We start from the raw sequence: 20,771 nt of genomic DNA, 5'->3' as shown, positions 1-20,771 counted from the left end.
GGGGCATGAGGGTCGATGGCCGATCTCGACGGTGAAGCAAATCGAAAGCTGATCGCCCACGGCCTTGCAGCCTCTATCGATGACGGGAGGGTCGCCGGGCCGAATTAGGCGTGGTGCGGAGCGGGCCGCGTTATCGATTTAATCGCCCCACCGGAAGGCTGCCGTACACGCTCGCCTGGCCTGATCCGGAGATCATCCTCTGCCGTCCATCCGCTGATGTAGCCAGTCTTTGCGGCCACCGCGGCGAGCGGCAGGATCACCTACCGGGTGATATCAGCCACTCGACTATGTCGGACGCAACTTTGGTCTGTCGGGACTTCCTAAGCTGACTGTCTCGTTTGTGCCCGGGTGGGAAGGTCTCGACTTCGTCGCTCAACTGCCGGGCTTCTATAGCAAGCCGTACCTTCAGCGAGGACTTTGGTTTGAACCGGAGGCGCTTCATTGATCGGTCCCCATCCGTAAACCTGCCTCATCAATAAGAACTCGCCGTAGCGGATAAAGGTTCATGAACGCCCGGTGAATGTTCATTGAACTTTAGCGATTTGACCATCCTGCGATGGAGCGAGAACTATGACAGTCTTCGTCTACGTCAACACCCGCAAGCATGTCGGCGATAAGGACCACATCAAAATGTTCGCCAGCCAGGATGCCGCAGAGACATGGTTCGAGGAGAACGATCCGGAAGGGGTGGCATTCGAATATGAGGTTCTAGAATGAACCGTATCGGCCGCAGTACTATCTACGCCATGCTTGTGATCGTGGTGGGCGCGCTGTGACCTACAGCCGTAATGGGCGAAAGCGCAGCCGTGCCTAGGGCGGCTGCGAGCGTAGTCGTAAACCAGTTGCCGTAAGTCCCTGCCAGCACGATTATGTATGCTGCTCGCTTGAACGCGTCCGAGAGCCGAACCTGGGCCCAGCAGCCCCCGAGCGCCAACAGGAATATCCCGTTCATAAGCCCCTCAAGATGAGCTGCAAGCCCCATCCTGATATTTGAAAAGTTCTGCTCCGCAAGACCCGTGAGTAACCCTAGCAGAAACAGAAGCATCCCGTGCCACAATAGGCGCCGATCGATTGCTTTCATGTTCTGCCCTCACCAGCTTCGGAGCCAATGTACGGGAGGCTAAGGCCCTTGATCAACACGCCTAGTTCCAGAATTAACCTGCAGCCTCGCTATCAAGCTTAATTCACGAGCTCGATTGCGGCTGCGTTCGGTGCGGCTACTTTCAACAGCACCGGACATTGCCCCCGTCGGGGCCCACCATGGCGAAGTCGTCGCGCCATCATACTCGGCGCGTCGGCTTCGCTTCTATCGTTTCTACGAGTTCTATTTTGAAGACACTGCCAGATCGTGATGATGCAACGCTAGACCTGTTCGAAATGCGCCGCAAGCTCATGGCTTTGCGCTCGCAGCATTCCGAAGATGTCGTTGTCGTGTCGCTTCTCAATCACTTCCTTGTAGAGGTCGCATTTCTATCAGCACCAAGAGACCAGGCACATGAGCAACGCCTAAGATCTAAATTCGCGCATACACTGCAGAGAGTAGAAGCGACTGTTCGCGTGGCCCGTCTGCAAAACGGCGGGGCGCAACGAAGCCCGTCAAGTAAATGATCGGATCTCGGGGCATTGAGCTATTGATCGGCAGTTCCATCCTTCCCTGGGCGGGCAATCGATTAAGGATTACCGGCTAAGCACGGGCGGGCTTGCTTGGACGAGAGACAATGTTGCGGGCGCTTAGACAATTGTTGCTGCAAGGTGCGGTACGCGTGGCAGTTACTGCTCTTGCGACCGCATGCTTAATTGCGATCCTGTACTTGATCGCGATTAGTTTCCAACCCAAGAAACAGTCCGTCGCCGAAGCAACTGTTTCGAGCGGCGTCGTTTGCGTACCCAGCCACTGCCGCTCGAAAACAACGGCCACGTCTCAGGGCCGGAATTCTAGGTCACAATAATCTCCCACATTGGACGTTGTCGCGCTCGCGCCGCCGGCGCCGCTGTCGCGGTGCCAGATCTTTCGCTTGCGGATGGTGCAATCGCCGCGGTCCGGTCGGAGACTGGACCCACTTCGACGACCCGATCGTCGTGATTGAGGTAGTGTCGCCCGGATTGTAGCCTCGCGACGAGGGTCTCAAGCACACGTTCTATTGGTACATGCCAACAGTCCAGCACATCATCCTCGTCGACGCCGGACGAATGACGGTCCAGCACGACGTTCAGATTGAAGGGGATAACCATGTTTTCATTGTTAGACTGTCTTTAGCGATCGCCTAAGAGTCGGGTGTCAAGGTGGCCTCGAACGGGAGCCCACCCATGCCGTTGATTAGGTATTTCAGTCTCGTCGGCAGCGCTCTGGTCTTGTTACTGATCGGACTAGGCTGGTGTTTCCCGCAACCAGTCAGGGAACCTCTTGGCAGTACCGACAATGGACCGGTCATCAGGATAGCGTCGGCCGAACGGTTCCCTGAGCGGGTGATTATCGATACCAGCTTGCCAACGACCGTTCCTCCACCCTCCATGGTGGAGTTTGTCGAACGATGGCCACAAGAAGCCGTTACAGCTGTCGACCACGCCTCCAAGGTGGTGCCCCCTACGCCAGTTAGCGAGGTGTCGAAGAGACAGAATCCGGCAAAGCAAGAGCCTTCGAGAAAAGTCGTCGCCCATCGAGTACCGCCGAAGGCGAACCTCGACCCTGCAACGCCCGACAAGGTGCCAGCTTCACCTGCAGTCAGTAGATTGTCTCTACTGGACATCCTGAAGGAAGGGGTAAAGCAGACGCAAGCTAAACTGATAGCAAGCTTTGAGCCCTTAAGCGCTCATAATTCAAAGTCCCGATCCGAGATGCGGTGACAAAGCGGTATTCGTCGTTGAGGGTGAGCGCACTTAGAGACGACGATAATTGAACTCTGGAGACAGCATTCCGGCGATCGAGACGTGCCGACTCTGGATGTCTGTTTACTGGCGAAGTTCGGAAGTGACAGGCCGGCAGTCAAACGCCGCTTTACTTTGCGGTAGCGCGCCGCGTCTGACTGCGCGTGCTTTGCCGGGGGCAATGTCCGATTGTCCCTGATAGATGCGGCTCAGACCGATGTAACCGTTGGTGCGTGCTGGTCCGCAAGGTATCGTGCCTAAGTCCACCTGCGCGCTCGCGACGCCAGGGAAACTCGCCAGCAATATCGCGACAACACTCGCGATCGAATAGGTTATGCCGCCTCCAAACGCAGGCAATGGATGCGAGGAACGCTATTTGATCGTCGCGTGCACAGTGATTACCGACGTGCCAGAAGCCGTCGGCCCCTGCCCCGTTGCCTTGATGGCAAAAGTATCGCTTCCCTTGTATTTGGTCTTCGCTTTGTATTCGAACGTAGACTGATTGAGCCTTTTCAGCTTACCGTGTGTCGGTTTTTGAGAGATGTCCGAGCCATTCACAGTGCCGCGCATCCTGATTGGGAATTGGCAACTTTCCCCGGATGCGAGGTCAATGTCGGCCATCGAATTCTCGCCCCAATCCGCTAGCGTCCCTGAAATTGAGCATTCAGAGACGGGCCGCGCCAAAGACACAGACGGCAGGCTTGGACCGCCAGCGATAAGCGCCAACGCCGCGACCTTTGACAACTGCATTGCGCTTCTCCGCAGTGTTGCCAGTTTACGGACATCTCTCCTCAGGCCCCCGCCATGCGCCTACCCTATTGAGGGGGCCGCAGCAGACGAGCGCGGCCTTCAAACTGACGGCGAGGGAGGAACGGTTGCCTGGACACTAGCCAATGCCGCTTGAAGCGCCGCTTCCTTGGTGTGGTCGAGCGAAGTTTTTAACACCGCACCGCCTTCGCCCTTGAGACCTTCAAGCACTTTGTCGGCTGTCACCTTACGCACCAACACAAAGAGTGCAGCGGTTCCGGGTTGAATAGCGGCAGCGGTTTCCTTCATCCATTTGTCGTCGATGCCGACATCGGTCAGATATCCGCCAAGGGTGCCGGATGCCGCACCGAGGGCGGCGCCCACCAGCGGCATCAGAAAGATCAGGCCGATAAGCGCTCCCCAAAAAGTGCCCGAAACTGCACCCGCAGCTGTGGTGTTGATTAGCTGGTTAAGTTTGATGTGACCTTGAGCATCCTTTACCGCGACCACCGCGTCGCCAAGCTCAATCAGGTACTCTTTCTGCATCGCCAGCAGTTTCTGGCGAACTTCTTCAGCCTTTGCTTCCGTGGGAAACGCAATCACGACCAGGTCACTCATGGTAGTTCTCCTCTTGGAAGCCCGAATTGCAGGCCAAATGACTGTCGCCGGTCTTGATCTACGTCAATCTCTCACGCGAAAGCGCGTGACGCTGAGGTCCGACGGCGACGCAAACAGCGCCTGTAGAGTTCCTTCTATTGCGGTCACCAAGCTCAAGCGCCGTGAGTACGTCGCCCGCGTTTGTCTTAGTTCCGCTCAGCCAGAGCGCGACTGAATGTAGCCGACTGCTCCCGGCACTGTGCGATCGATCAGTCCGCTTATCCCAGTCGCTCCCAAGGCTCGCATATTGCTACCGATTCACCAGCCAGAAGATTACGCTCAGCACCACGCTGATGATGAGCGAGGTCATCAGTGGAAAGTAGAAGGAAAAGCCCGGCCGCTCGATAGCGATGTCGCCGGGAAGCCGACCGAGCCCAAGCCTGCCGATAAAGGGCCAGACGACCCCGGCGGCGAGGAGGACCAGCCCGAAGATGATGAGTGTGCGGGACATCCTAACCTTCATCAACCTAGCGTTCGACCGCCGCGAGCCGACACTTTTCTACCCCGGATCCCGGCCTCCCTTTAGCTAGGGATGGTCCCCGCGACGCTGCAAGGCTTGCTCATGAATTTCGCGGCGCTTCGGGTCATTCGCGTCATTTTCGGTCGCTTCGCCAGATGTCTGCTTATCCCCCAACAGCGCCGCAATAGCAGACCTCCTCCGACCGCCGCTTCGGGCCCACGAGCGTCGCCCTCTGCAATAGACGTCGGCCTATCGATTTCCGCTATGCTCCCCAATAGCGACCGAGGATGCGTGGCGGTGCAAAATGTCGCGAAGGGCCAAACAGCGACGTTATGCCGGCAGACCTGCCCAGTCGCAATGCGGCAGTGAGCCTGTCCGATAACGTCGCTTGCGCCAATCGAGGTTTGAGCCTTGAATTCAGCGGAGAAGCGCCACTACCGCAAGTCATTTTTCAGCTGTGTCTGCACTCTCGCAGGATGAAGCGACGAAGAGACTCGCCTGGGCGTGAGGCGAGTATGATGGCCTCGCGCGTAGCTGAATAGGATGGGTATGCGTAGTTCATCCACCTAACTGATCGGGAGTGGCCAAATGCGCCAGCCTCGCGCGCACCGATCAGCACTGTCGACCCAAAGAGGAGGAGAACAATGAGCACGTGGCTTAGTGACCGAGAGCAGCGTCTTGTCGCGGGCGCGGAGGCGGCATCGGCGGCAACACCGATTCCCACTCAGATTGTTTCCAACGGCGAATATCTGCCGCCCCCACAAAGCGCGACCCAGAAGAAGGTCGAGGCGCGGATCAACGAGCTCGCCGACGTGAACGGCAAACATCTTGGCCTGAGCCGCCGGCAGTTCCTGCACACGAGCTGCGGCATGGCGGCTGCGTTCCTCGCCATGAACGACATCTATGGCAATGTTTTCCAGGTCGCACCGGCCGAGGCCCGCGAGCCCGAGCGGATGCTGGCGCGCGCGCAAAGCCTCGCCGATCAGTTCGTCTTCGACGTCCAGACCCATTTCGTGCGCGACGATTTCGACCACAAGGAGCTCCTCGGGCTGGCGGATTTTGCGAGCCAGCACTGGAATCCCAGGATGAAGGAGGAGGGCGTCACCTCACTCGCCCGCTACAAGTTCCAGAACTATGTGAAAGAAATCTACTACGACAGCGACACCAACATGGCGCTCCTGAGCGGTGCGCCGTTCGACGATCCGAGCTGGTGGCTCCTATCGAACGCGCAGATCGTCAAGGCGCGCGAGATGATCAACGACTTCGCCGGCTCGCGCCGCCTGCTAGCGCACAGCGTCATCACCCCCAAGCAGCCCGGCTGGATGGACGAGGTCGACAAGGCGATCGAAGTCTACAAGCCGGATTCCTGGAAGTCCTACACGATCGGCGATCCGCTGGCGCCCTCGAAGTTCCCGTGGCGGCTCGACGACGAGCAGCTGATGTATCCGTTCTACGAGAAGGCGGTGAAGGCCGGCATCAACACGCTGTGCATCCACAAGGGGCTGCTGCCGCCCGATTACGAGAAGTCATTCGCCGGCGTGTGGGAATACGCAACGGCCTGGGACATCGGAAAGGCCGCCAAGGATTGGCCCCAGATGAACTTCGTGATCTATCACTCGGCGCTGCGCGCGTTCCTCGAACTGCCGGACAAGGCGTGGGCCGAGTTCGAGCAGACCGGCCGCATCCAGTGGGCCTCGGATCTCGCGGAAGTCCCGCGGAAATTCGGCGTCACCAATGTCTATGCCGAGCTCGGCACGTCCTTTGCGAACTCGGCGGTCGCGCATCCCAAATTCTGCGCCGCGCTCGTCGGCACGCTGATCAAGGGCATGGGCGTCGACCACGTCATGTGGGGTACCGACTCGGTCTGGTACGGTTCACCGCAGTGGCAGATCGAGGCGCTGCGCCGGCTCGAAATCCCCGAGGACATGCAGAAGAAGTACGGCTTTGCATCGCTCGGCGATGCCAACAGCGCCGTTAAGCAACTCATCTTCGCGGGCAACGCAACCAGGTTCTACAAGATCAAGCTGAAAGCGGCCGAGAACACCAGGATGCCGGCCTTTTCCGAGGACCGCCTCGCTTCGCTCAAGAACGAGTACACGCAAGCCGCGCAGCAGCCCTCGAACCTCCGCTACGGCTACGTTCGCGCCGACTAGTGCCAATGGTTGCGGCGGCGGAGCGGCCAAGCTTCGCCGGCGCAGCGAACGTGCGGCCGCTGAGTCAGGGATATTGGTCGATAAATCCAACTTCAGCTTCGGGTCTTGGCCGTGTAAAAACGGTCTCACGGGAGGTCGGTTCTGAGAGTCAGGTGCCGAGGACGTCTCAGGCCGCGATCGCAGCGATCAGCCGCTTGGTTCCGATGATGTTCATGACCCGTGTCAGATTGTAGGCCAGGACGGCGAGGGCCATCTCGGCCGCTACTTTTGAGAGCGTTTTGGTGAGGAAGTGTGTCGCCCATGCGGGCCTTCATCGTACCGAATGGATGCTCGACTGTTTCTCGACGCTGGCGCATCGTTTCTGGGCTGGCGTCTGGGCGCTGCTGCACAGCTTCGAGCAGATGCTCATGCTCCCACCGGGTAATTCGCCGCTCTGGCCCGGTTGTGCATTGCGATTTGAGCGAACAATTTTGACAGGCTGAGGTCCAGTATCGCCGCAGCATCTTGCCGTCTTCTTCGTTTGTATAGCGATAGGGCAATCGCTCCCCGGCTGGACAGCGATAGACGTCCTCCCCCGGCAGATAAGCAAAGTCCTGCTTGCCGAAGCGCCCCTCCGCCTTGGCGCCCGACGTCAGCGGCTTGGGCAGAGTCACGGTGATGCCGGCCTCATGGCACGCGAGGATCTCCGGGCCGCTGAAGTAGCCGCGATCGGCCACAGCCTCAAGCGTCTCGGTCTTTAGAACGGCCTTCGTCTGCTTGGCCATGTTAGCCAGTTGTGCCCGATCCGAACCGCTGTTCGTGACCTCGTGTGTCACAATCAGATGGTGCTCGGTGTCGACGGCGACTTGCACGTTGTAGCCGACGATGCCGGAGCCGCGGCCGCTCGTTGCGATCGAACGACTGTCAGGATCGGTCAGAGAGATCTGCTGATCGGGCGAAGCAAGCATCTGCTTCTCGTATACGGCAAGCTTGCCCATTTCCTCCTTCAGCTTCGTCAGCTTCTCGCTGAGCCTTGTCACCTTCGCAGCCAGTGCCTCCGTCGGCTCCTGTCGGTCGGCTGTGTCAAGCTGGCTCAGATAGCGCGCGACGCTCTCCTCCAGTTGGGCACGCTGCCGCTGCACCTTCGCCCGTGTGAAGTTCTTGTCCCGGTTGTTCACGGCTTTGAACTTGCTGCCATCGATGGCGACGCTCGCCGTCGTGAGAAGCCCCATCTCACGGCAGAGTTCGACGAAGCGCGCGCACACCTTGCGTAGCGCCAGGCCGTTGTCCTTGCGGAAGTCCGCGATCGTCTTGTGATCAGGAGTGAGCCGACCCAGCAGCCACATGACCTCGACATTGCGTCCGGCCTCGCGCTCCAGCCGTCGGCTCGACTGCACCCGGTTCAGATGGCCGTAAATGTAAAGCTTCAGGAGAACCGAGGGGTGGTACGACGGCCGACCGGTCGTCGCCGGCTCCACCCCTTCGAAGCCCATCTCGGCCAAATCGAGCGTGTCGACCAACACGTCGATCACGCGAACAGGGTTGCTCTCGTCAATGAAATCGTCGAGGCAAGGGTGAAGAGGATGCGGGGTCCGCACCTTGCCGACAACGACCGCTCAATTTGTTCAAGCTGCGCATCGCTGAGACCGGATACGTGACCAATGACTTCAAGGAGCAAGTGTTTCAGCATAGCTCAACCTTGCTGGTAGCGGCGCAACAACTCAGGGCAACCAAGCGAAAGTGGACACGGGCTCGGGCGTTGTGTCAGTTGCTGTGTGAGCCGATAGCGGCCCGGCCGCCAACCCCTCTGAGCTTGGGACAACATTCCCTGGCGCAGCCGTTATCCGCTCTGCGGTAATGTTCGCGCGAGACGACGTCTTTCTCACGACAATTCTTGGGTTCGAGGTCGATCAACGCGCGGCGGCGTCAAACTCAAGAACGGCCAGCCACTCTCTTAGATGAACGGGCGACAACGGCAGGTTCAGCCTTCCTTCAAAGCGCGCGATGTAGAACGCGATCACCACATGGAGGGGACAATGGGTTCGCTCAAGAAAGCTCTTTCAAGCAGCGTCGCCGCGCTTGCCGTCGCCGCAACGCTGTTCACCGGATCCGCACCAGCTCAAGCACACGACGGCCGCAACGCGGCGCTTATCGGCGGTTTGGTCGTCGGGGCTCTCGTCGGCGGCGCACTGGCGTCGGAAGCGCAAGGTTACGAGTCCTATCCGTCCTACAGCTATCCAGCCCCTCGTCGCTACTACAGCGGATATTCGACGTACAGCCGCGACTACAGCGGCTATGATGATGGCTATTACGCGCCTCAACATCGATATCGCCATTGCAACCACGATTACCGCAGCGTTTCGGGTTGGGACGACGACGAGGACTAATCCGCCAGCGCGGAAGAAGGCCCGCCGGATCAACAGAGGGTGCTGCAAAAGCAGCGCCCCGACCGCCGGCGGGCCTTTGTGTTGGCCCGATCAGCATGACAGCCGGCCACGCGGTGGTGGTCGTGATAGCACCCTCTTACGGCCCGAACGCGGCCACGATGGTTCGTCATTCCACCAGGTCAGTCGCTGGGACCATCTTCTTCATCACAATCAACGCAAAGAGGCTCACGCGCGTGAATATTCCAAAGATTTCTGCGGCTAGTATCTTAGCCATTTGTATTTCGCTCGCGGGCTGCGCACAAACTCAACAGCAGCAGCGGGCCGCGACCGGCGCCGCCGTGGGCGCTGTCGGTGGAGCGCTCGTTGGTCAAGCTATCGGCCGGAATGCGGGTAGCACCATTCTTGGTGCTGGTGCCGGCGCCCTGCTTGGCGCGGCCGTAGCCGACTCTACCAACCCACCACCGTCTGGGCGGGAAATGTGCCGCTACCGCGCTCCCGACGGCAGGATCTATGTCGCTGAATGTGACGCGCGCTATTACCAAGGCCGGTACTGACACCGGTCGGCAAGGCGTCCCCAGCCACGGCGGCGCCGCCCGCGCCACACTCTGCCCACGAATGCAGCCATGGAGACTCCGATGGGAAAGCCGATTGCCATTGTACTCTCTTCCGCGGCGTTCGCCGCCCTTGCCGCGAGTAGTGCCGACGCCATGCCAATCTCGCGCTCGACCGCACCAACGTTGAACGTCGAGCAGGTTCGCTGGGTCTGCAACGAATCGGGGCGCTGCTGGCACCAGCGGGACTATTACCGTCCCTACGGCTACTATCGACGCTATGATGATGCCGACGAGTGGCAAGAGCGTTATCGGTACCGCTATAACTATGGCTATTACGGTCCACGTTGGGACGGTTACGGTTGGCGCCGCGGTCGGGAGGATGACAACGAGCAACGAGCCGCGAACAACGTGCGGCGTCGAGAGCATCGTGATCCACGCGCATGCTCGCTTCATCGCTAGAGTCACGCGCTGTTCGATAGGTAAAGCTGGGGCACAAGGTTCCCATGTAAGCTTGCTGTCAGGATATGAGATCGCAATCTCGAATAAGATCGTTCGAGCTTTGACGCATTCGCGCCAAAGACCAGACTGCGTCTTACTTTGAACACGCCATCCGATTTCTACTTTTTCCCGATCCGGGATCGGCTGCTGAATCGTTGGCAGCCGATCAAAGAGAGAAAGGGTGGATCAAATGAAAAAGGTGTTCGTAGTCGCGGCTGCGTTGGTCGCTGTCACTTCGGCGGCCCATGCGCGTGGACCGGTTGGCAGCTTTGGCGGAGGCGCCTCCAGCTTCTCGCCGGGCCATTCGTTCCAGAGCAACGGCCCCGTCACGGGCTCTACCGGCGCTTCAGGCTATTCCCCCGGCCATCAGATGCAGTCCAATGGACCCGTAACCGGATCTCCGGGAGGCTCAGGCTACGCGCCCGGTAAGCTCAAGCGCTAATAGCATAAAGGACACGCGCAAGAGGCCGCCTCAGTTGGCGGCCTCCTTTCGTTTTTGGGGACGATCAGCGCGCGGCTACAGCGCGCCGGTTTCCCGCAGGAATGGCGTATGGTTCTTGTTGATGCAGGCCGTCTCGGCGCGCCACTTTTCCAGTCCGCGCCATGCCACAACCGCACCGGTGACGGCCGCACCTCCAGTCGCGATCGACCCAAGCACTTTGATGAACTCACCGATATCCGTCCACGTCGAATGGAGCGGGCCCCACAGGCCTAACCAAGTGATGATTAGCAGTACGAGGCCCGCAGCGCTGGCCGTTCCGGCGTAACGATCAAGGTTCATGGGGGAGCGATAGCGTTGATCGAAAGAGAGCCACAGCCAAGGGAGCTGGGCCGGGGCTTAAAGGTCCCAGCGCGCGACCGGGAGAGGAGTCGCGCACCGTCGGAGTATGTCTGAGTCGATGCTGCCTAGCGCTGTGGTCCACAGGAAAGACCGGCCGCTAGCTCCACTCTGCGGCGAGCTTCGCTATCTGCTCATGGTCGAGAAGCGACGGCTGAGCTTCCCTGAATATCGTGGCGTCCAAGCCGTGTAGCTTCTGGGCCACGACCCGCTGAACAGCGGTTCGAAGCGTCGTTTGGCCCTGCCCGTACAATGTGACGATCTCCTCAGGATCGAAGGTCATTTTGCTCCTGCGCTTGTCTTTGATGCCGCAGGGTCGTGCAAGGTGGCGCGGCTGTTGTCGGCAAGCATTACCCGCAAATTAGGGGTCGTCTCGTTTCGAAATCGTCGTGGGACCGTTCTGCAAAACGAACGAGCGGCCGAGGTTGGCGGCTCGTCGACAACGGGAAACTGTCCGTATCGAACCCCCGGTGTCTGAAGTTGAATTTCGCGAATCCGGGCGCATATTCACGGTATGCCCCACTTGGATACTTGTCAGGGGATCCTGCGGCGGCCGATCGCCAAGGGAGACCCAAACGCAATTCCACTGGCTGAGAGGGCCATCAACGAATACCTGGAAGTTACGCCCTCGGGCGCTCGCAAGAGCGGCCTAAGGCTTATCCAGCAAGACGTTCTGGCCCAGTATAATGCTGTGGTTGGCGTGCAGCGTTCCTTCGCTGAATCCGTAAATGCCTACATCGAAACGAAACTCGCGGAAGAGTAAGGCCACCTCAGTTGGCGGCCTCGCGGGGATTGTCCCTTGCCATTATGCCGCGGGCCGCGATGGAACCAGCGCGGCGAACTTACGGTTGATTAGCGTGTAAACCTTCCAATGGAGGGTGTCATGGAGAACTGGATGGCGAACTGGACGAACGCAAAATTGTGCGACGTCGCAAACCTGATCCTTGGCGCGATTCTGTTCGTTTCGCCCTGGATGTTCGGCTTCGACGCCGGAACGGTCTCCACCAACGCCTATATCACCGGCATCGCCATCGCGATCCTCGCAATCGCGGCGCTGGCGGCATTCGCGGTGTGGGAGGAGTGGCTTAACCTCGTCGTCGGTTTGTGGGCGCTGGTTTCGCCCTGGGTATTGGGCTTCCAGGGAACCACCGCGATGACGGTGCATGTGGTAATCGGCGCGGCGGTCGCGATCCTGGCTGCGATCGAGCTCTGGATGATGTCCCAGATCCCGCCGCGGCTGACCACTGGCCGCTGAGAGGCCTTTGCGCTTGCCGGTGTCGGAGCCCGGCCGCGGAACGACAGTGCCGGTTGCAGGGCCCGCCAGATCGTGGCCTCGCCCACTTCGTATTCTTCTGCCAGCGCGGCCATTGTCTCGCCTGCAGCATAGCACTCGGCGATCTTCTGGCGCTGGCCTGCATCAAGGGCGGAGGGTCGACCGAACCGCTTGCCTTGCTTGCGGGCCTTGGCGATGCCGGCCTCGGTGCGGGCAAGGATCAGTGATCGCTCGAATTCGCTGATCCCGCCGAGGATGGTCACTAGCAACTTGCCCGCCGGGCTGGTGGTGTCGCACCACGACTTAGCCAAGCTGGTAAAGCCGCAACCAGCTTCCTGCAGGTCATGAACGATGTTCTGCAGGTCACGGCTGGAGCGCGCCAGCCGATCGAGGCGAGTCACCACGACTACGTCGCCGGGCGTCAGGGCGCGCATGAGAGGCTTGAACTCCGGCCTGCCGTCTAGTGACTTGCCGGAGCGCTTCTCGTTGAGTCCCGACTTTTGGAATGAAAGGTAGAGCGAGCTGCCGACGACCTGCCCGAGGGAACTGTTTTGGCGATTGCCGAATTGATAGGTCGCCAACGCGCGGGAGGTCGCCATGCGCCTTCACCTTCACCACAACTCGATCGACTTGGTCGCGGTAACAGCTGCCAGCATACTAGTGCTGGGGTTCGCCTCCGCCATCGCAGTCCTGCTGGTCCGTTAAAAAAAATCCGAAGGCGCAGATGCGTATACCCGATCGCTGCGGGGTGCCGATTTCCTGACTGTGTGCCCGCGTGATGCGCGAAAAAATCACGCAGAGTAATAAACTTTCGCGGAACGAATTGACTCGCAGCTGATTGTCCGACGCCGGGGCGTACATTGATGGATGCCAATCATGACCAAGGCCGCCACCTACACGGTTAAGGCGCGAAATTTCGAGTACCGCGTCAAGCCGACGCTTGAAGCCGCAGTAAGTGTTGCGCGCGAAAAGGTCTGGCCCTTCGCGCCCGACGAGAAGGTGCGCGTCTATCATGGCGCGGAGCTTGTAGGCGAGATCAAACCGACGAGCGATGTCAGAGAAGGCGGCATCAGAAGGGCGGCCTAAGGCCTGCCTCGGGAGGGGACGGTCAAAACAATCGGCGCGGCCGGATGTCCGGCCGCGCCCCTTCTGGTGCACTAAACGGGCGGCGCGGAAAAAATCTGCAAGCCTGAATTTGCGAAGCAACTCGCTCAGTGTCTCAGTTGCCTCCGCGCACCTAGCGCGTTGCGGCTGGTGATCATCTTGTAGCCGTCCTCGAATTCGACGCAGCAGCTATTCATCTTTCCACGCGCTAGGACGCGGCAGAATTGTCCTTTCCGACCATGCCGATCCCAGCGGTAGATATAGGGAAAGTCCATCAGTCGGCCGCCATCTGCTCAAGTGCGACGCATCCAACTTTTTCCAGGCCGTCGCATCGGATGCACAGCATAAGGACGTATCCGTCGATATTTAGCCGCGCCTCTGCTTTCCGCATCAAGGTCACCAGGATCAGCGCTTCCATTGACCGCCGCTTTGCACCGGCGCTCAAGTCCCTCTCCAGCGGCTAACGCAGTCTGGCCCTCCTATCCCGCCATAAGATGGCCCGCCAGCGTGAACCGGCGGGCCTCTGTCTGAGGACTCGTTGGGACCGGAGACCCACGCCCGCCATCTTCTCACTGCAATGCCGCGCTCTGTTGCCAACGGCAGACGAACGATGCGGGGGATTCCACTTGAGCACCAAGCAAGCTCACCTTTTGAGGGTTCTGTTCTCCGTGGGCCTGACCGCTTTCGTTGGCGCGGGGACATTCGTCGTAATCCGATACCTGATCGGGTTGTCGGAGTAAGTGAACGCGCTGGACCAGCCCGACCCTGCACATCACCCGCGCTTGACGCATTCGTATGATCACTCTACGGGCAGCCTTCTTCGCTCAGCTTGGGAGGAAGTGGCTTCTTCGGCTTCGAGCGGCGAGGCCTGTCGCTGACCTCCTCGCCGCCGAGATCCGTAGGCAGAGCAGAGTCTTTCGCGAAGCGCCCGCTCGATCCTGCCGGGCGCCTTAATACGACGCCGGGCTTCGATGCAGGCACAATAGACCAATAGCGCGACGCCCGTTGTCCGGTTAGGCAGATCAAGGCCCAAGCCGATCTCGCCTTTCACCTAGTCGTGAGTTGGGTCCACTGCCTGCGCGGGTCTAGATGAGGGGCAGGTTGATCGAGACGGTCTCTCGCGCCACGAGCGCCATAGGACCTGAGGCGACAGTGCCAGTGCCCGACGGGGTCAGCGCCGACAGTGCCAGCGTCCTAGCGGCCAGAGAAAGCGAGCATCAACCTCCGCGCCCCACGTGGCGCAAGCGCTTGCGCCGCGAGGTGGGCGCGGTTGGTTAGTTATCGGCCGTTTTCGTCTGATGATCCTGTAAGCCTTCGCGAGCCGCTTGCGCGGTGGTGCGACGTGAATGTCATCGCCACGCGCTCGCCTGCTGTGGGGTCACTTATCATGAGCGAAAGCATCTCATCGGTATTGCTCGATGCGCACTGCGCAAGAAGGCAAGGTCTCAATGCCATCGCGCAGCGACAACGCTCTCGGCTTGGCGAGGCAGTCGCCTTCGCTCGCGCCAACTCGCGCTATTATCGCGAACTCTACCAGGGTCTACCGGAACGGATTGAGAGTTCGTCCGTGCTGCCGGTGGCCAATAAGCAAGAGCTAATGCGTCATTTTGACGATTGGGTCACCGACCGCGAGGTTAGTTTCGCGGCTGTGCAAGGGTTCGTCGATAACCCTGATCTGATCGGGCAACGACTCCTTGGCAAGTATTCCGTGGCAACCACGTCGGGCAGCACCGGGACACCTGGAATATTTCTGTTGGACACACGCAGTTGGACGGTCACACTCGCTTTTTCGCTGCGCATGATAATGGGCTGGCTTAGCGCCAGCGACATGTTTCGTCTCCTCGTCCGCGGCGGCCGCGCGGCGTCGGTGCTGGCGATGGAGGGCCATTACATCGGCGCAACCAGCTTTGTTGCAATCCGCACAAAATGGTCAGCCCAACGATTACGGGCGCTTCCGGCGCAGGCGCCGTTGCGCAATCTGGTCGCCGAACTCAATCGGTTCCGCCCGGCTCTGCTCATCGGATACGCCAGCGTCATGGCACTATTGGCCGCCGAGCAGGATGCCGGTCGCCTGCATATCCAGCCGATGCTGGTTCTTCCGACTTCGGAAGCGCGTTCGCAGGACGGATACGACCGGATCGCAAGGGCGTTCCACGCCAAGGTCTGGACCGTTTACGTCGCGACGGAATGCCTATTCATGGCCATCGGCTGTGAACACGGTTGGCATCATGTCAACAGCGATTGGGTGGTTCTCGAACCCGTCGATGCGAGCTATCGGCCGGTTCCGCCTGGCGAGGAATCACATACGGTCCTCGTGAGCAACCTCGCCAATCGCGTGCAGCCGATCCTCCGCTACGATCTAGGCGACCGCATCCTGCAACGACCTGATCCGTGTCCTTGCGGCAACCCGCTTCCGGCGATCCGCGTGCGGGGCCGCGCTGCCGACATCCTCACGTTTCCAACCGAACGCGGAGAGACAGTCGCAGTGCCACCGCTCGCGCTTGAGATCGATCATGTACCCGGTGTGGAGTTGTTTCAGATAGTGCAGACTGCGCCAACACAATTGCGCGTTCGCCTCCATCCCGCAGCCGACGCTGACCTAAACCGGGTTTGGCGGACGGTGCATTCCGAATTGACCAAGCTGTTGAATGAGCATGGGCTTGGTCACGTGTCTGTTGAGTTGGCCGCCGAACCGCCAGTTCCATCTTCCGCCGGAAAGTACCGTACCGTAATCCCACTGGCGCTTGAAGACTGAGAGCTTAGGGCGCTGCTGCTAAACGGCTACACTCGTATCTTTCCATTGAACCCAAAGTGAACGCGCGCATATAGTCTCATCAGATCACAGCTACAGGTGAACGACGGGCGATGCCCCGCGCGCGCCTTCTGGGGCCTACGTCATCCACCGTCCGCCGCTTATCTCGACGAGGTGAAGCGGTTGAAGCCTACGGGTGAGTTGCCGCTCGAAGATTTTCCGGTGCTGGTGCGGTTTCGCGATCCGAACGATCAGACCAGCGTGGAACTGGTCGACCCATCCAATCTCGCCGCGAGCTTCGGGCCCGGTGTGATGCTCAGACGCGCATTTGTCGAAATCACCGACGATACTATTACCAAGGGCATCGAGACAAGGGTGCCCTGTTGGCATCAAGTAAAGGTGTCGCCCTCTTTATTTCTGCCACGAGATCCAAGCGAGGGACTCCGACGGATGTCCGAGCCCCCCTTGTCGAACGTCTTCGCTTTGATGATTTCAAAAGACTGCCCCGATGACCGATGCCCTTCTAGGGTCATTCGCGTCGAGCTCGCTGCGTCGCTGGCCACGTCCGATCTACCCCTGAAAGCAGGCGGGCAGACAAGTATTGGGGTTGGTCAGCACGGGCCAGGAGCGGGTATCGAGCTCGCTCTCGCGGATGGGCTAGGGCCGCTCGCGGGGGCGCTGCGGCGACTGAGGATTGTTGGCGGGATTGGTATCGTACTTGGATATTCGCGTGATGAGCCCGCTAGTGGCGAGCGGTTGCAAGTCCGCCTCCAGCGCGTCAGCAATCTCCTTGGCATAGACCTCCCGGTCGTCCACGTAGAGCGTAAAGGATTTCAAATACTTTTCCTTCTTCGCCGGATTCTCGATCGTCGCCTTCGTCCACTGGTAGAGCGGATAGTTTTCGACGCCGTGCTCTTCTGCTGCGGCGACATACTCCGCAAAGGCGTCGAACTGGCATTTCAGCGCAGCGCGATGCTCGGCGAGGATATCGAACAGCGGCGCCAGTGCCGGATGAAGGAGTTTTCGGCGTGCCGATTCCGCCGTAGCCGAATCGTTCACATCGAACCTAACCTGATACTGCCACTGAGCAGTCACGCTATTCTCGCCTTCTGGTCGCACCCGATTTGCCCCTTTCCGATCGCAAGGCGCTACCGCTCCTTCATGAGCAGGTTCGGCACGCGGGGCCGTGACGCCAATCATGACTGACGGCCACAGCGCCCGATCATGGAAGCCTCTTTTTGGCAAGGCGCTCGTTGAACGAACGAAGATCGATCACAATTCGTTGGTGGGTTCCGCTGCCGATCTCCTCTATGCCGTCGCTTGCAGACACATTGAAGTCAACTCGTTTTCCCTCGACGTTGACTACCTCGGCCGTCGCGCACACCTCGCGGCCTACAGGCGTGGCGGCGGAGTGTTGTACATCCACTGCAGTGCCGACCGCGCTTTCACCTGCATCCAAAAACGGTCTGATGGCATTGAGCGCGGCGTTTTCCATGATCAAAATCATCACGGGCGTCGCAAGCACTTGCGGCAATATGGCGTCCTTGAATCGGTCGGCAAGATGCTCGGGTTGCACCCGCAATGTCGATGTTCCTCTGGCTCCCAACGGAATCTACCGCATTCATTCGTCCTAGAGCTCAATATAGATGCGTAGGCCGCTTCGCCCCCAACAGCAGCACAAAAGTGGACATCTGGCTAGGTCAGAGTTGGGCCAGACCCGGACTGATGCGCCGCACATTGCGCAGATCGCCGCGACCACCTATCCCGGATCGCCGTTGCCTGAGAGGATTTGAGCTGCGCCGCCGATGCCGCGGCGGTAGGCTTCATCAAACGTGACGCTGCGAAGCTGCCATCGGTGGATCCGGCCATTCCAGTCCATCCGCCACTCCGTCGCCCATCCGAGCTCAGAATCCTCCCACTTTAGCCGTCCGACCAAGGCGACTTCGCCCCCGCGTTCGGCCGCCACAGATGCCAATGTCGAGGATGGTGTCGTCAAGAGCTCTGCGGCATTAATGTTCGCTTTCGTCAATGCTGCGACATCAGGCAGCACGATCATCATGCCCCGCTTCAAGGCCGCCGCGAGGAGCGAGTCCCGTTGCAGGTCGGACTGCTTTGCATCCGATGTGGCGATGTATCGTCTTGAGCCCTGCTCCATCTCGACAAAAACGCCGAGGATCGGGCGGCGCGAAAGCCAGGGCTTGACGCCGAGCGAGTCAAGAACGTCGTTGATCTTCTTGTCATCGAAATCGACGATCAAATCGTACGGCCGGTCGCGGCTACCCTGCTCGTCGCGCTTCGGCGTGCCGGACATCTGGTCGTGGTAGCCATAGGCGCTAACGAAATCAGCCGAGCGCGATTTGTACGCGTTTAGTCGAGGATCGCCCTCGAGATTGAGCGCCCCAGTAGCCTTGATGAGGACGTCCTCGAGACAAGCGGCGAAGCCGATGATGCGATTGGCTTCGCCCTGTCCAGTCACGATTGTCTGCGCACGATAGAGGTTCTCCGCGGCGGCTGCCAACGTGCTGGGCCAGTTCGCCAAAGCAGCAATCAGCGATATCGTGATGATGACCGCGACTACACTTGGACATCGCTTTGTCAAATGCCGAGTAAGCACGATCGCCTCTCCCGATTGTCCGGCGTCAACGAGACGGCAGTTCCGACAGGATAAGCCCGCCGTATACTCATCAGGGCGGATCGGGCGCGTTCAGGGTACGCTAAGGCGCTTAAATAGAAATAGCGAGCCAGCGGCGCTTTGCGCCGTCTCCGCCGGAACATGGTGGAACACTGGAACGCTGACCGCGTTTTCGCGGTGTCCCCCCTCAAGGAGGTTTGCATCATGAACAGGCCGATACACGCATTGGCTGGTTTAGCCGTTGCCCTCGCCGCCACGCCAGCAATGGCTCAGGACAGTGCCCGCGCGCGGGTAGGCACCCTCACGTGCAACATGTCCCCGACTGTTGGCGTCGTTGTCGGGTCGCAAACACAACTAAACTGCATCTATGCTTCGATGCGGCGTGGACCGCGCCAGGCCTATGTCGGCACCGTGGATACGTTGGGCCTTAATATCGGGACCACGTCGGGCGGTCGCATGAGCTGGGCCGTCTATGCCCCCGCTGGAGGGCGTCCCGGCATGCTGGCCGGCGACTACTCAGGCGCCGCCGCCGGGGTGACCGTCGGTGCCGCTGGCCCGGGAACCAATATGCTGGCCCGCGGACCGGACCGGGCGGTTGTCTTGCAACCGCTGGCCATCCAGGGGCAGTCTGGCGCCAGCCTTGCCCTCGGCGTCTCGCACATGACGCTCCGGGCAGCGCGATAAGCGCGTCCGTCGCTGCGTGATTGAGGCTCTGCCCTGCTGAAAGGGATGGCCCGCGCGGTTTGCATCGCGAGCGGGCCGGCCGCAGCCTTGGATTTGAGTGAGATCATTCCCGGTAGTGAGGAGGTTGAACTCACGATCTTCCTGGCGGGAAAAGCTTTCTTCGTCGCTGGACTTGCTATTGCGACACCCTTGCTGACCAGGCGCGCCTCCGACCTGGCGGCCCCGCGGCGACGGATGCTTAGCGCCTCGGCCCAGCGACATCCGCAGGAGATCGGAGCAAAGGAGGAACAGATGGCAACGATCGTAGAGAGCATTGAGATATCCCGTCGCCCCGAAGACGTGTTCGTATACGCGACGGACTTTTCGCATTTCCCCGAATGGCAGGGGGGCGTCGTGTCGGCACGCCGGGAAGGTGACGCCCCACTGAAAGCCGTGGTGACCCGGCGGGTCGGTCCGCGGAAGTTGCAGAGGACGGAGGAGATCACCGAACTGAATCCTCCGAGGACGTGGACGGTGCGCGGCGTTGGCGGCCCCTCACAGCGATTGCCAAAGGCACAGTTGAGCCACTCGATGACGGCAAGCGGTCGCGCGTAACGATCGCCCTCGAAGTAGAAGCCCACGGGATCGCCAGGGTGCTTGCTCCGCTCATCCTTCGGCAAGTGCGAAGGCAGCTGCCGAGAAACGAGCAAATGCTGAAGGAGCTGCTGGAGCGGGGCGCGTAACCGCAAAACGGGACGTCGTTTCGAACTGACCGGGGTGCGGCGCCCCCGGGGCGTATGGAGAGGTCCGGGGCGCGCGCCGGCATGGCCGACCAGGCGCTCATCTTCTCGGGACGTGGCTGGTTCGCACAGCCCGCTCCTGAACGGAGCCGTGGGGAGTCGTCGTAGCCCCGCGTGGACGGCGCGGTGTGGTCTCGGCTTCACGATCGCGCGGGCAGGCATCATCGAAATCGACGTGGTTGCCGACTCCGAGCGCCTTCGCCGGGTCCACTTGGCAGTCCTCAACGACTGACGAGCCAACCTGCGTTACCGCGCGGGGGCACGAGCCAGCAGCAGTTTTGGGCCGATGACTGCGATGTCTCACTTGGGTCTTGGTTGTGTGCAAACGGGTAGGTCGGCATGCGGCCGTGGTCGCCAATCATTGCAGGCGGCCGATGTTCTCGCGTCGGATCGTCCAATGACCGGCCAA

General features: G+C 60.1%; 22 protein-coding genes and 2 pseudogenes. 12 read left to right on the top strand and 12 right to left on the bottom strand.

Translation table 11 applies throughout. The annotated features are described in order from the left end of the window. The first annotated feature begins 570 nt into the window (after positions 1-570). Positions 571-717 carry a hypothetical protein gene (locus AC630_RS45960; protein WP_167561361.1) on the top strand — a complete coding sequence of 49 codons (147 nt, stop codon included), beginning with the start codon at positions 571-573 and terminating at the stop codon, positions 715-717. Positions 718-739: 22 nt separating this feature from the next. On the opposite strand, the gene AC630_RS45955 is transcribed toward AC630_RS45960, so the two are convergent. Continuing rightward, positions 740-1,081: a styrene oxide isomerase gene (locus AC630_RS45955; protein WP_074123476.1), complete on the bottom strand. Its 342-nt coding sequence runs from the start codon at positions 1,079-1,081 to the stop codon at positions 740-742. A 1,226-nt stretch (positions 1,082-2,307) separates the two neighbouring features. Here AC630_RS45955 and AC630_RS44740 point away from each other — a divergent pair. Beyond that, complete coding sequence (locus AC630_RS44740) at positions 2,308-2,844, top strand: hypothetical protein (protein ID WP_143198625.1); 537 nt, start codon at positions 2,308-2,310, stop codon at positions 2,842-2,844. A 393-nt stretch (positions 2,845-3,237) separates the two neighbouring features. Here AC630_RS44740 and AC630_RS37905 read toward each other — a convergent pair whose 3' ends face one another. From AC630_RS37905 to AC630_RS37895, 3 genes are all read right to left on the bottom strand, one after another. Continuing rightward, positions 3,238-3,615 (bottom strand): hypothetical protein, encoded by a 378-nt coding sequence (locus AC630_RS37905; RefSeq protein ID WP_074123475.1) that lies wholly within the window; start codon positions 3,613-3,615, stop codon positions 3,238-3,240. Between the two features lie 99 nt (positions 3,616-3,714). Then, positions 3,715-4,230 (bottom strand): DUF1269 domain-containing protein, encoded by a 516-nt coding sequence (locus AC630_RS37900; protein ID WP_074123474.1) that lies wholly within the window; start codon positions 4,228-4,230, stop codon positions 3,715-3,717. A 289-nt stretch (positions 4,231-4,519) separates the two neighbouring features. Then, a complete protein-coding gene (locus AC630_RS37895; RefSeq protein ID WP_063707261.1) occupies positions 4,520-4,720 on the bottom strand; it encodes a DUF2905 domain-containing protein in 201 nt (66 codons plus the stop codon). Positions 4,721-5,373: 653 nt separating this feature from the next. Here AC630_RS37895 and AC630_RS37890 point away from each other — a divergent pair. Beyond that, the gene (locus AC630_RS37890) at positions 5,374-6,882 is read left to right on the top strand and encodes an amidohydrolase family protein (RefSeq protein ID WP_074123473.1); all 1,509 of its coding nucleotides are present in this window, start codon (positions 5,374-5,376) and stop codon (positions 6,880-6,882) included. 166 nt (positions 6,883-7,048) lie between these two features. On the opposite strand, the pseudogene AC630_RS37885 reads toward AC630_RS37890, so the two are convergent. Beyond that, positions 7,049-8,459 (bottom strand): annotated as a pseudogene (locus AC630_RS37885) (IS1182 family transposase). A 438-nt stretch (positions 8,460-8,897) separates the two neighbouring features. Here AC630_RS37885 and AC630_RS37880 point away from each other — a divergent pair. The 4 genes from AC630_RS37880 to AC630_RS44735 all read left to right on the top strand — a co-directional run bounded on the left by AC630_RS37880 (position 8,898) and on the right by AC630_RS44735 (position 10,742). Continuing rightward, positions 8,898-9,248, top strand: a complete 351-nt coding sequence (locus AC630_RS37880; protein ID WP_074123472.1) for a hypothetical protein — start codon at positions 8,898-8,900, stop codon at positions 9,246-9,248. A 233-nt stretch (positions 9,249-9,481) separates the two neighbouring features. Beyond that, a complete protein-coding gene (locus AC630_RS47500) occupies positions 9,482-9,802 on the top strand; it encodes a YMGG-like glycine zipper-containing protein (RefSeq protein ID WP_143198626.1) in 321 nt (106 codons plus the stop codon). 81 nt (positions 9,803-9,883) lie between these two features. Next, positions 9,884-10,261 carry a hypothetical protein gene (locus tag AC630_RS37870; RefSeq protein WP_074123471.1) on the top strand — a complete coding sequence of 126 codons (378 nt, stop codon included), beginning with the start codon at positions 9,884-9,886 and terminating at the stop codon, positions 10,259-10,261. 229 nt (positions 10,262-10,490) lie between these two features. Next, positions 10,491-10,742 (top strand): hypothetical protein, encoded by a 252-nt coding sequence (locus AC630_RS44735; RefSeq protein WP_074123470.1) that lies wholly within the window; start codon positions 10,491-10,493, stop codon positions 10,740-10,742. A gap of 75 nt (positions 10,743-10,817) precedes the next feature. Here the strand turns inward: AC630_RS44735 and AC630_RS37860 are convergent, their stop codons facing one another. Then, positions 10,818-11,081 (bottom strand): hypothetical protein, encoded by a 264-nt coding sequence (locus AC630_RS37860; RefSeq protein ID WP_074123469.1) that lies wholly within the window; start codon positions 11,079-11,081, stop codon positions 10,818-10,820. Positions 11,082-11,238: 157 nt separating this feature from the next. Then, positions 11,239-11,421 (bottom strand): hypothetical protein, encoded by a 183-nt coding sequence (locus tag AC630_RS37855; protein WP_074123468.1) that lies wholly within the window; start codon positions 11,419-11,421, stop codon positions 11,239-11,241. A gap of 612 nt (positions 11,422-12,033) precedes the next feature. On the opposite strand from AC630_RS37855, the gene AC630_RS37845 reads away from it, so the two are divergent. After that, positions 12,034-12,393 (top strand): SPW repeat protein, encoded by a 360-nt coding sequence (locus AC630_RS37845; protein WP_027552794.1) that lies wholly within the window; start codon positions 12,034-12,036, stop codon positions 12,391-12,393. A gap of 200 nt (positions 12,394-12,593) precedes the next feature. Here AC630_RS37845 and AC630_RS47955 read toward each other — a convergent pair. After that, positions 12,594-13,010 (bottom strand): annotated as a pseudogene (locus tag AC630_RS47955) (recombinase family protein); the annotation flags it as partial. 277 nt (positions 13,011-13,287) lie between these two features. Between AC630_RS47955 and AC630_RS37835 the strand changes: the two are divergent. Beyond that, on the top strand, positions 13,288-13,497 hold the full coding sequence (locus tag AC630_RS37835) for a hypothetical protein (protein WP_143198624.1): 210 nt from the start codon (positions 13,288-13,290) through the stop codon (positions 13,495-13,497). 292 nt (positions 13,498-13,789) lie between these two features. Here the strand turns inward: AC630_RS37835 and AC630_RS45950 are convergent, their stop codons facing one another. Continuing rightward, positions 13,790-13,960 (bottom strand): hypothetical protein, encoded by a 171-nt coding sequence (locus tag AC630_RS45950; RefSeq protein ID WP_167561360.1) that lies wholly within the window; start codon positions 13,958-13,960, stop codon positions 13,790-13,792. Between the two features lie 942 nt (positions 13,961-14,902). Here AC630_RS45950 and AC630_RS37830 point away from each other — a divergent pair. After that, positions 14,903-16,270, top strand: a complete 1,368-nt coding sequence (locus tag AC630_RS37830; protein ID WP_074123464.1) for a phenylacetate--CoA ligase family protein — start codon at positions 14,903-14,905, stop codon at positions 16,268-16,270. A gap of 654 nt (positions 16,271-16,924) precedes the next feature. Here AC630_RS37830 and AC630_RS37820 read toward each other — a convergent pair. The 3 genes from AC630_RS37820 to AC630_RS37810 form a co-directional block, all read right to left on the bottom strand. Further along, complete coding sequence (locus tag AC630_RS37820) at positions 16,925-17,362, bottom strand: hypothetical protein (protein WP_074123462.1); 438 nt, start codon at positions 17,360-17,362, stop codon at positions 16,925-16,927. Between the two features lie 127 nt (positions 17,363-17,489). Continuing rightward, on the bottom strand, positions 17,490-17,843 hold the full coding sequence (locus tag AC630_RS37815) for a thioesterase family protein (RefSeq protein WP_502691585.1): 354 nt from the start codon (positions 17,841-17,843) through the stop codon (positions 17,490-17,492). Positions 17,844-18,026: 183 nt separating this feature from the next. After that, positions 18,027-18,881, bottom strand: a complete 855-nt coding sequence (locus AC630_RS37810) for a DUF2066 domain-containing protein (RefSeq protein WP_283808482.1) — start codon at positions 18,879-18,881, stop codon at positions 18,027-18,029. A 159-nt stretch (positions 18,882-19,040) separates the two neighbouring features. Here AC630_RS37810 and AC630_RS37805 point away from each other — a divergent pair, with 159 nt between their 5' ends. After that, on the top strand, positions 19,041-19,583 hold the full coding sequence (locus AC630_RS37805) for a DUF992 domain-containing protein (protein ID WP_083636537.1): 543 nt from the start codon (positions 19,041-19,043) through the stop codon (positions 19,581-19,583). Positions 19,584-19,676: 93 nt separating this feature from the next. Next, the gene (locus AC630_RS46440; protein WP_208867100.1) at positions 19,677-20,177 is read left to right on the top strand and encodes an SRPBCC family protein; all 501 of its coding nucleotides are present in this window, start codon (positions 19,677-19,679) and stop codon (positions 20,175-20,177) included. The last annotated feature ends 594 nt before the right edge of the window (positions 20,178-20,771 follow it).

The sequence above is a fragment of the Bradyrhizobium sp. AS23.2 genome, assembly GCF_001908185.1.
Taxonomy (GTDB): domain Bacteria; phylum Pseudomonadota; class Alphaproteobacteria; order Rhizobiales; family Xanthobacteraceae; genus Bradyrhizobium.
The sequence above is the reverse complement of the archived record's forward strand: the minus strand, read 5'-3'. Positions and strand labels throughout refer to the sequence as shown.

Coding starts and splice junctions, on each gene's coding strand:
- AC630_RS45960 (WP_167561361.1), top strand. CDS start 571: ATGACAGTCTTCGTCTACGTCAACACCCGCAAGCATGTCGGCGATAAG.
- AC630_RS45955 (WP_074123476.1), bottom strand. CDS start 1,081: ATGAAAGCAATCGATCGGCGCCTATTGTGGCACGGGATGCTTCTGTTT.
- AC630_RS44740 (WP_143198625.1), top strand. CDS start 2,308: ATGCCGTTGATTAGGTATTTCAGTCTCGTCGGCAGCGCTCTGGTCTTG.
- AC630_RS37905 (WP_074123475.1), bottom strand. CDS start 3,615: ATGCAGTTGTCAAAGGTCGCGGCGTTGGCGCTTATCGCTGGCGGTCCA.
- AC630_RS37900 (WP_074123474.1), bottom strand. CDS start 4,230: ATGAGTGACCTGGTCGTGATTGCGTTTCCCACGGAAGCAAAGGCTGAA.
- AC630_RS37895 (WP_063707261.1), bottom strand. CDS start 4,720: ATGTCCCGCACACTCATCATCTTCGGGCTGGTCCTCCTCGCCGCCGGG.
- AC630_RS37890 (WP_074123473.1), top strand. CDS start 5,374: ATGAGCACGTGGCTTAGTGACCGAGAGCAGCGTCTTGTCGCGGGCGCG.
- AC630_RS37880 (WP_074123472.1), top strand. CDS start 8,898: ATGGGTTCGCTCAAGAAAGCTCTTTCAAGCAGCGTCGCCGCGCTTGCC.
- AC630_RS37870 (WP_074123471.1), top strand. CDS start 9,884: ATGGGAAAGCCGATTGCCATTGTACTCTCTTCCGCGGCGTTCGCCGCC.
- AC630_RS44735 (WP_074123470.1), top strand. CDS start 10,491: ATGAAAAAGGTGTTCGTAGTCGCGGCTGCGTTGGTCGCTGTCACTTCG.
- AC630_RS37860 (WP_074123469.1), bottom strand. CDS start 11,081: ATGAACCTTGATCGTTACGCCGGAACGGCCAGCGCTGCGGGCCTCGTA.
- AC630_RS37855 (WP_074123468.1), bottom strand. CDS start 11,421: ATGACCTTCGATCCTGAGGAGATCGTCACATTGTACGGGCAGGGCCAA.
- AC630_RS37845 (WP_027552794.1), top strand. CDS start 12,034: ATGGCGAACTGGACGAACGCAAAATTGTGCGACGTCGCAAACCTGATC.
- AC630_RS37835 (WP_143198624.1), top strand. CDS start 13,288: ATGACCAAGGCCGCCACCTACACGGTTAAGGCGCGAAATTTCGAGTAC.
- AC630_RS37830 (WP_074123464.1), top strand. CDS start 14,903: ATGAGCGAAAGCATCTCATCGGTATTGCTCGATGCGCACTGCGCAAGA.
- AC630_RS37805 (WP_083636537.1), top strand. CDS start 19,041: ATGGTGGAACACTGGAACGCTGACCGCGTTTTCGCGGTGTCCCCCCTC.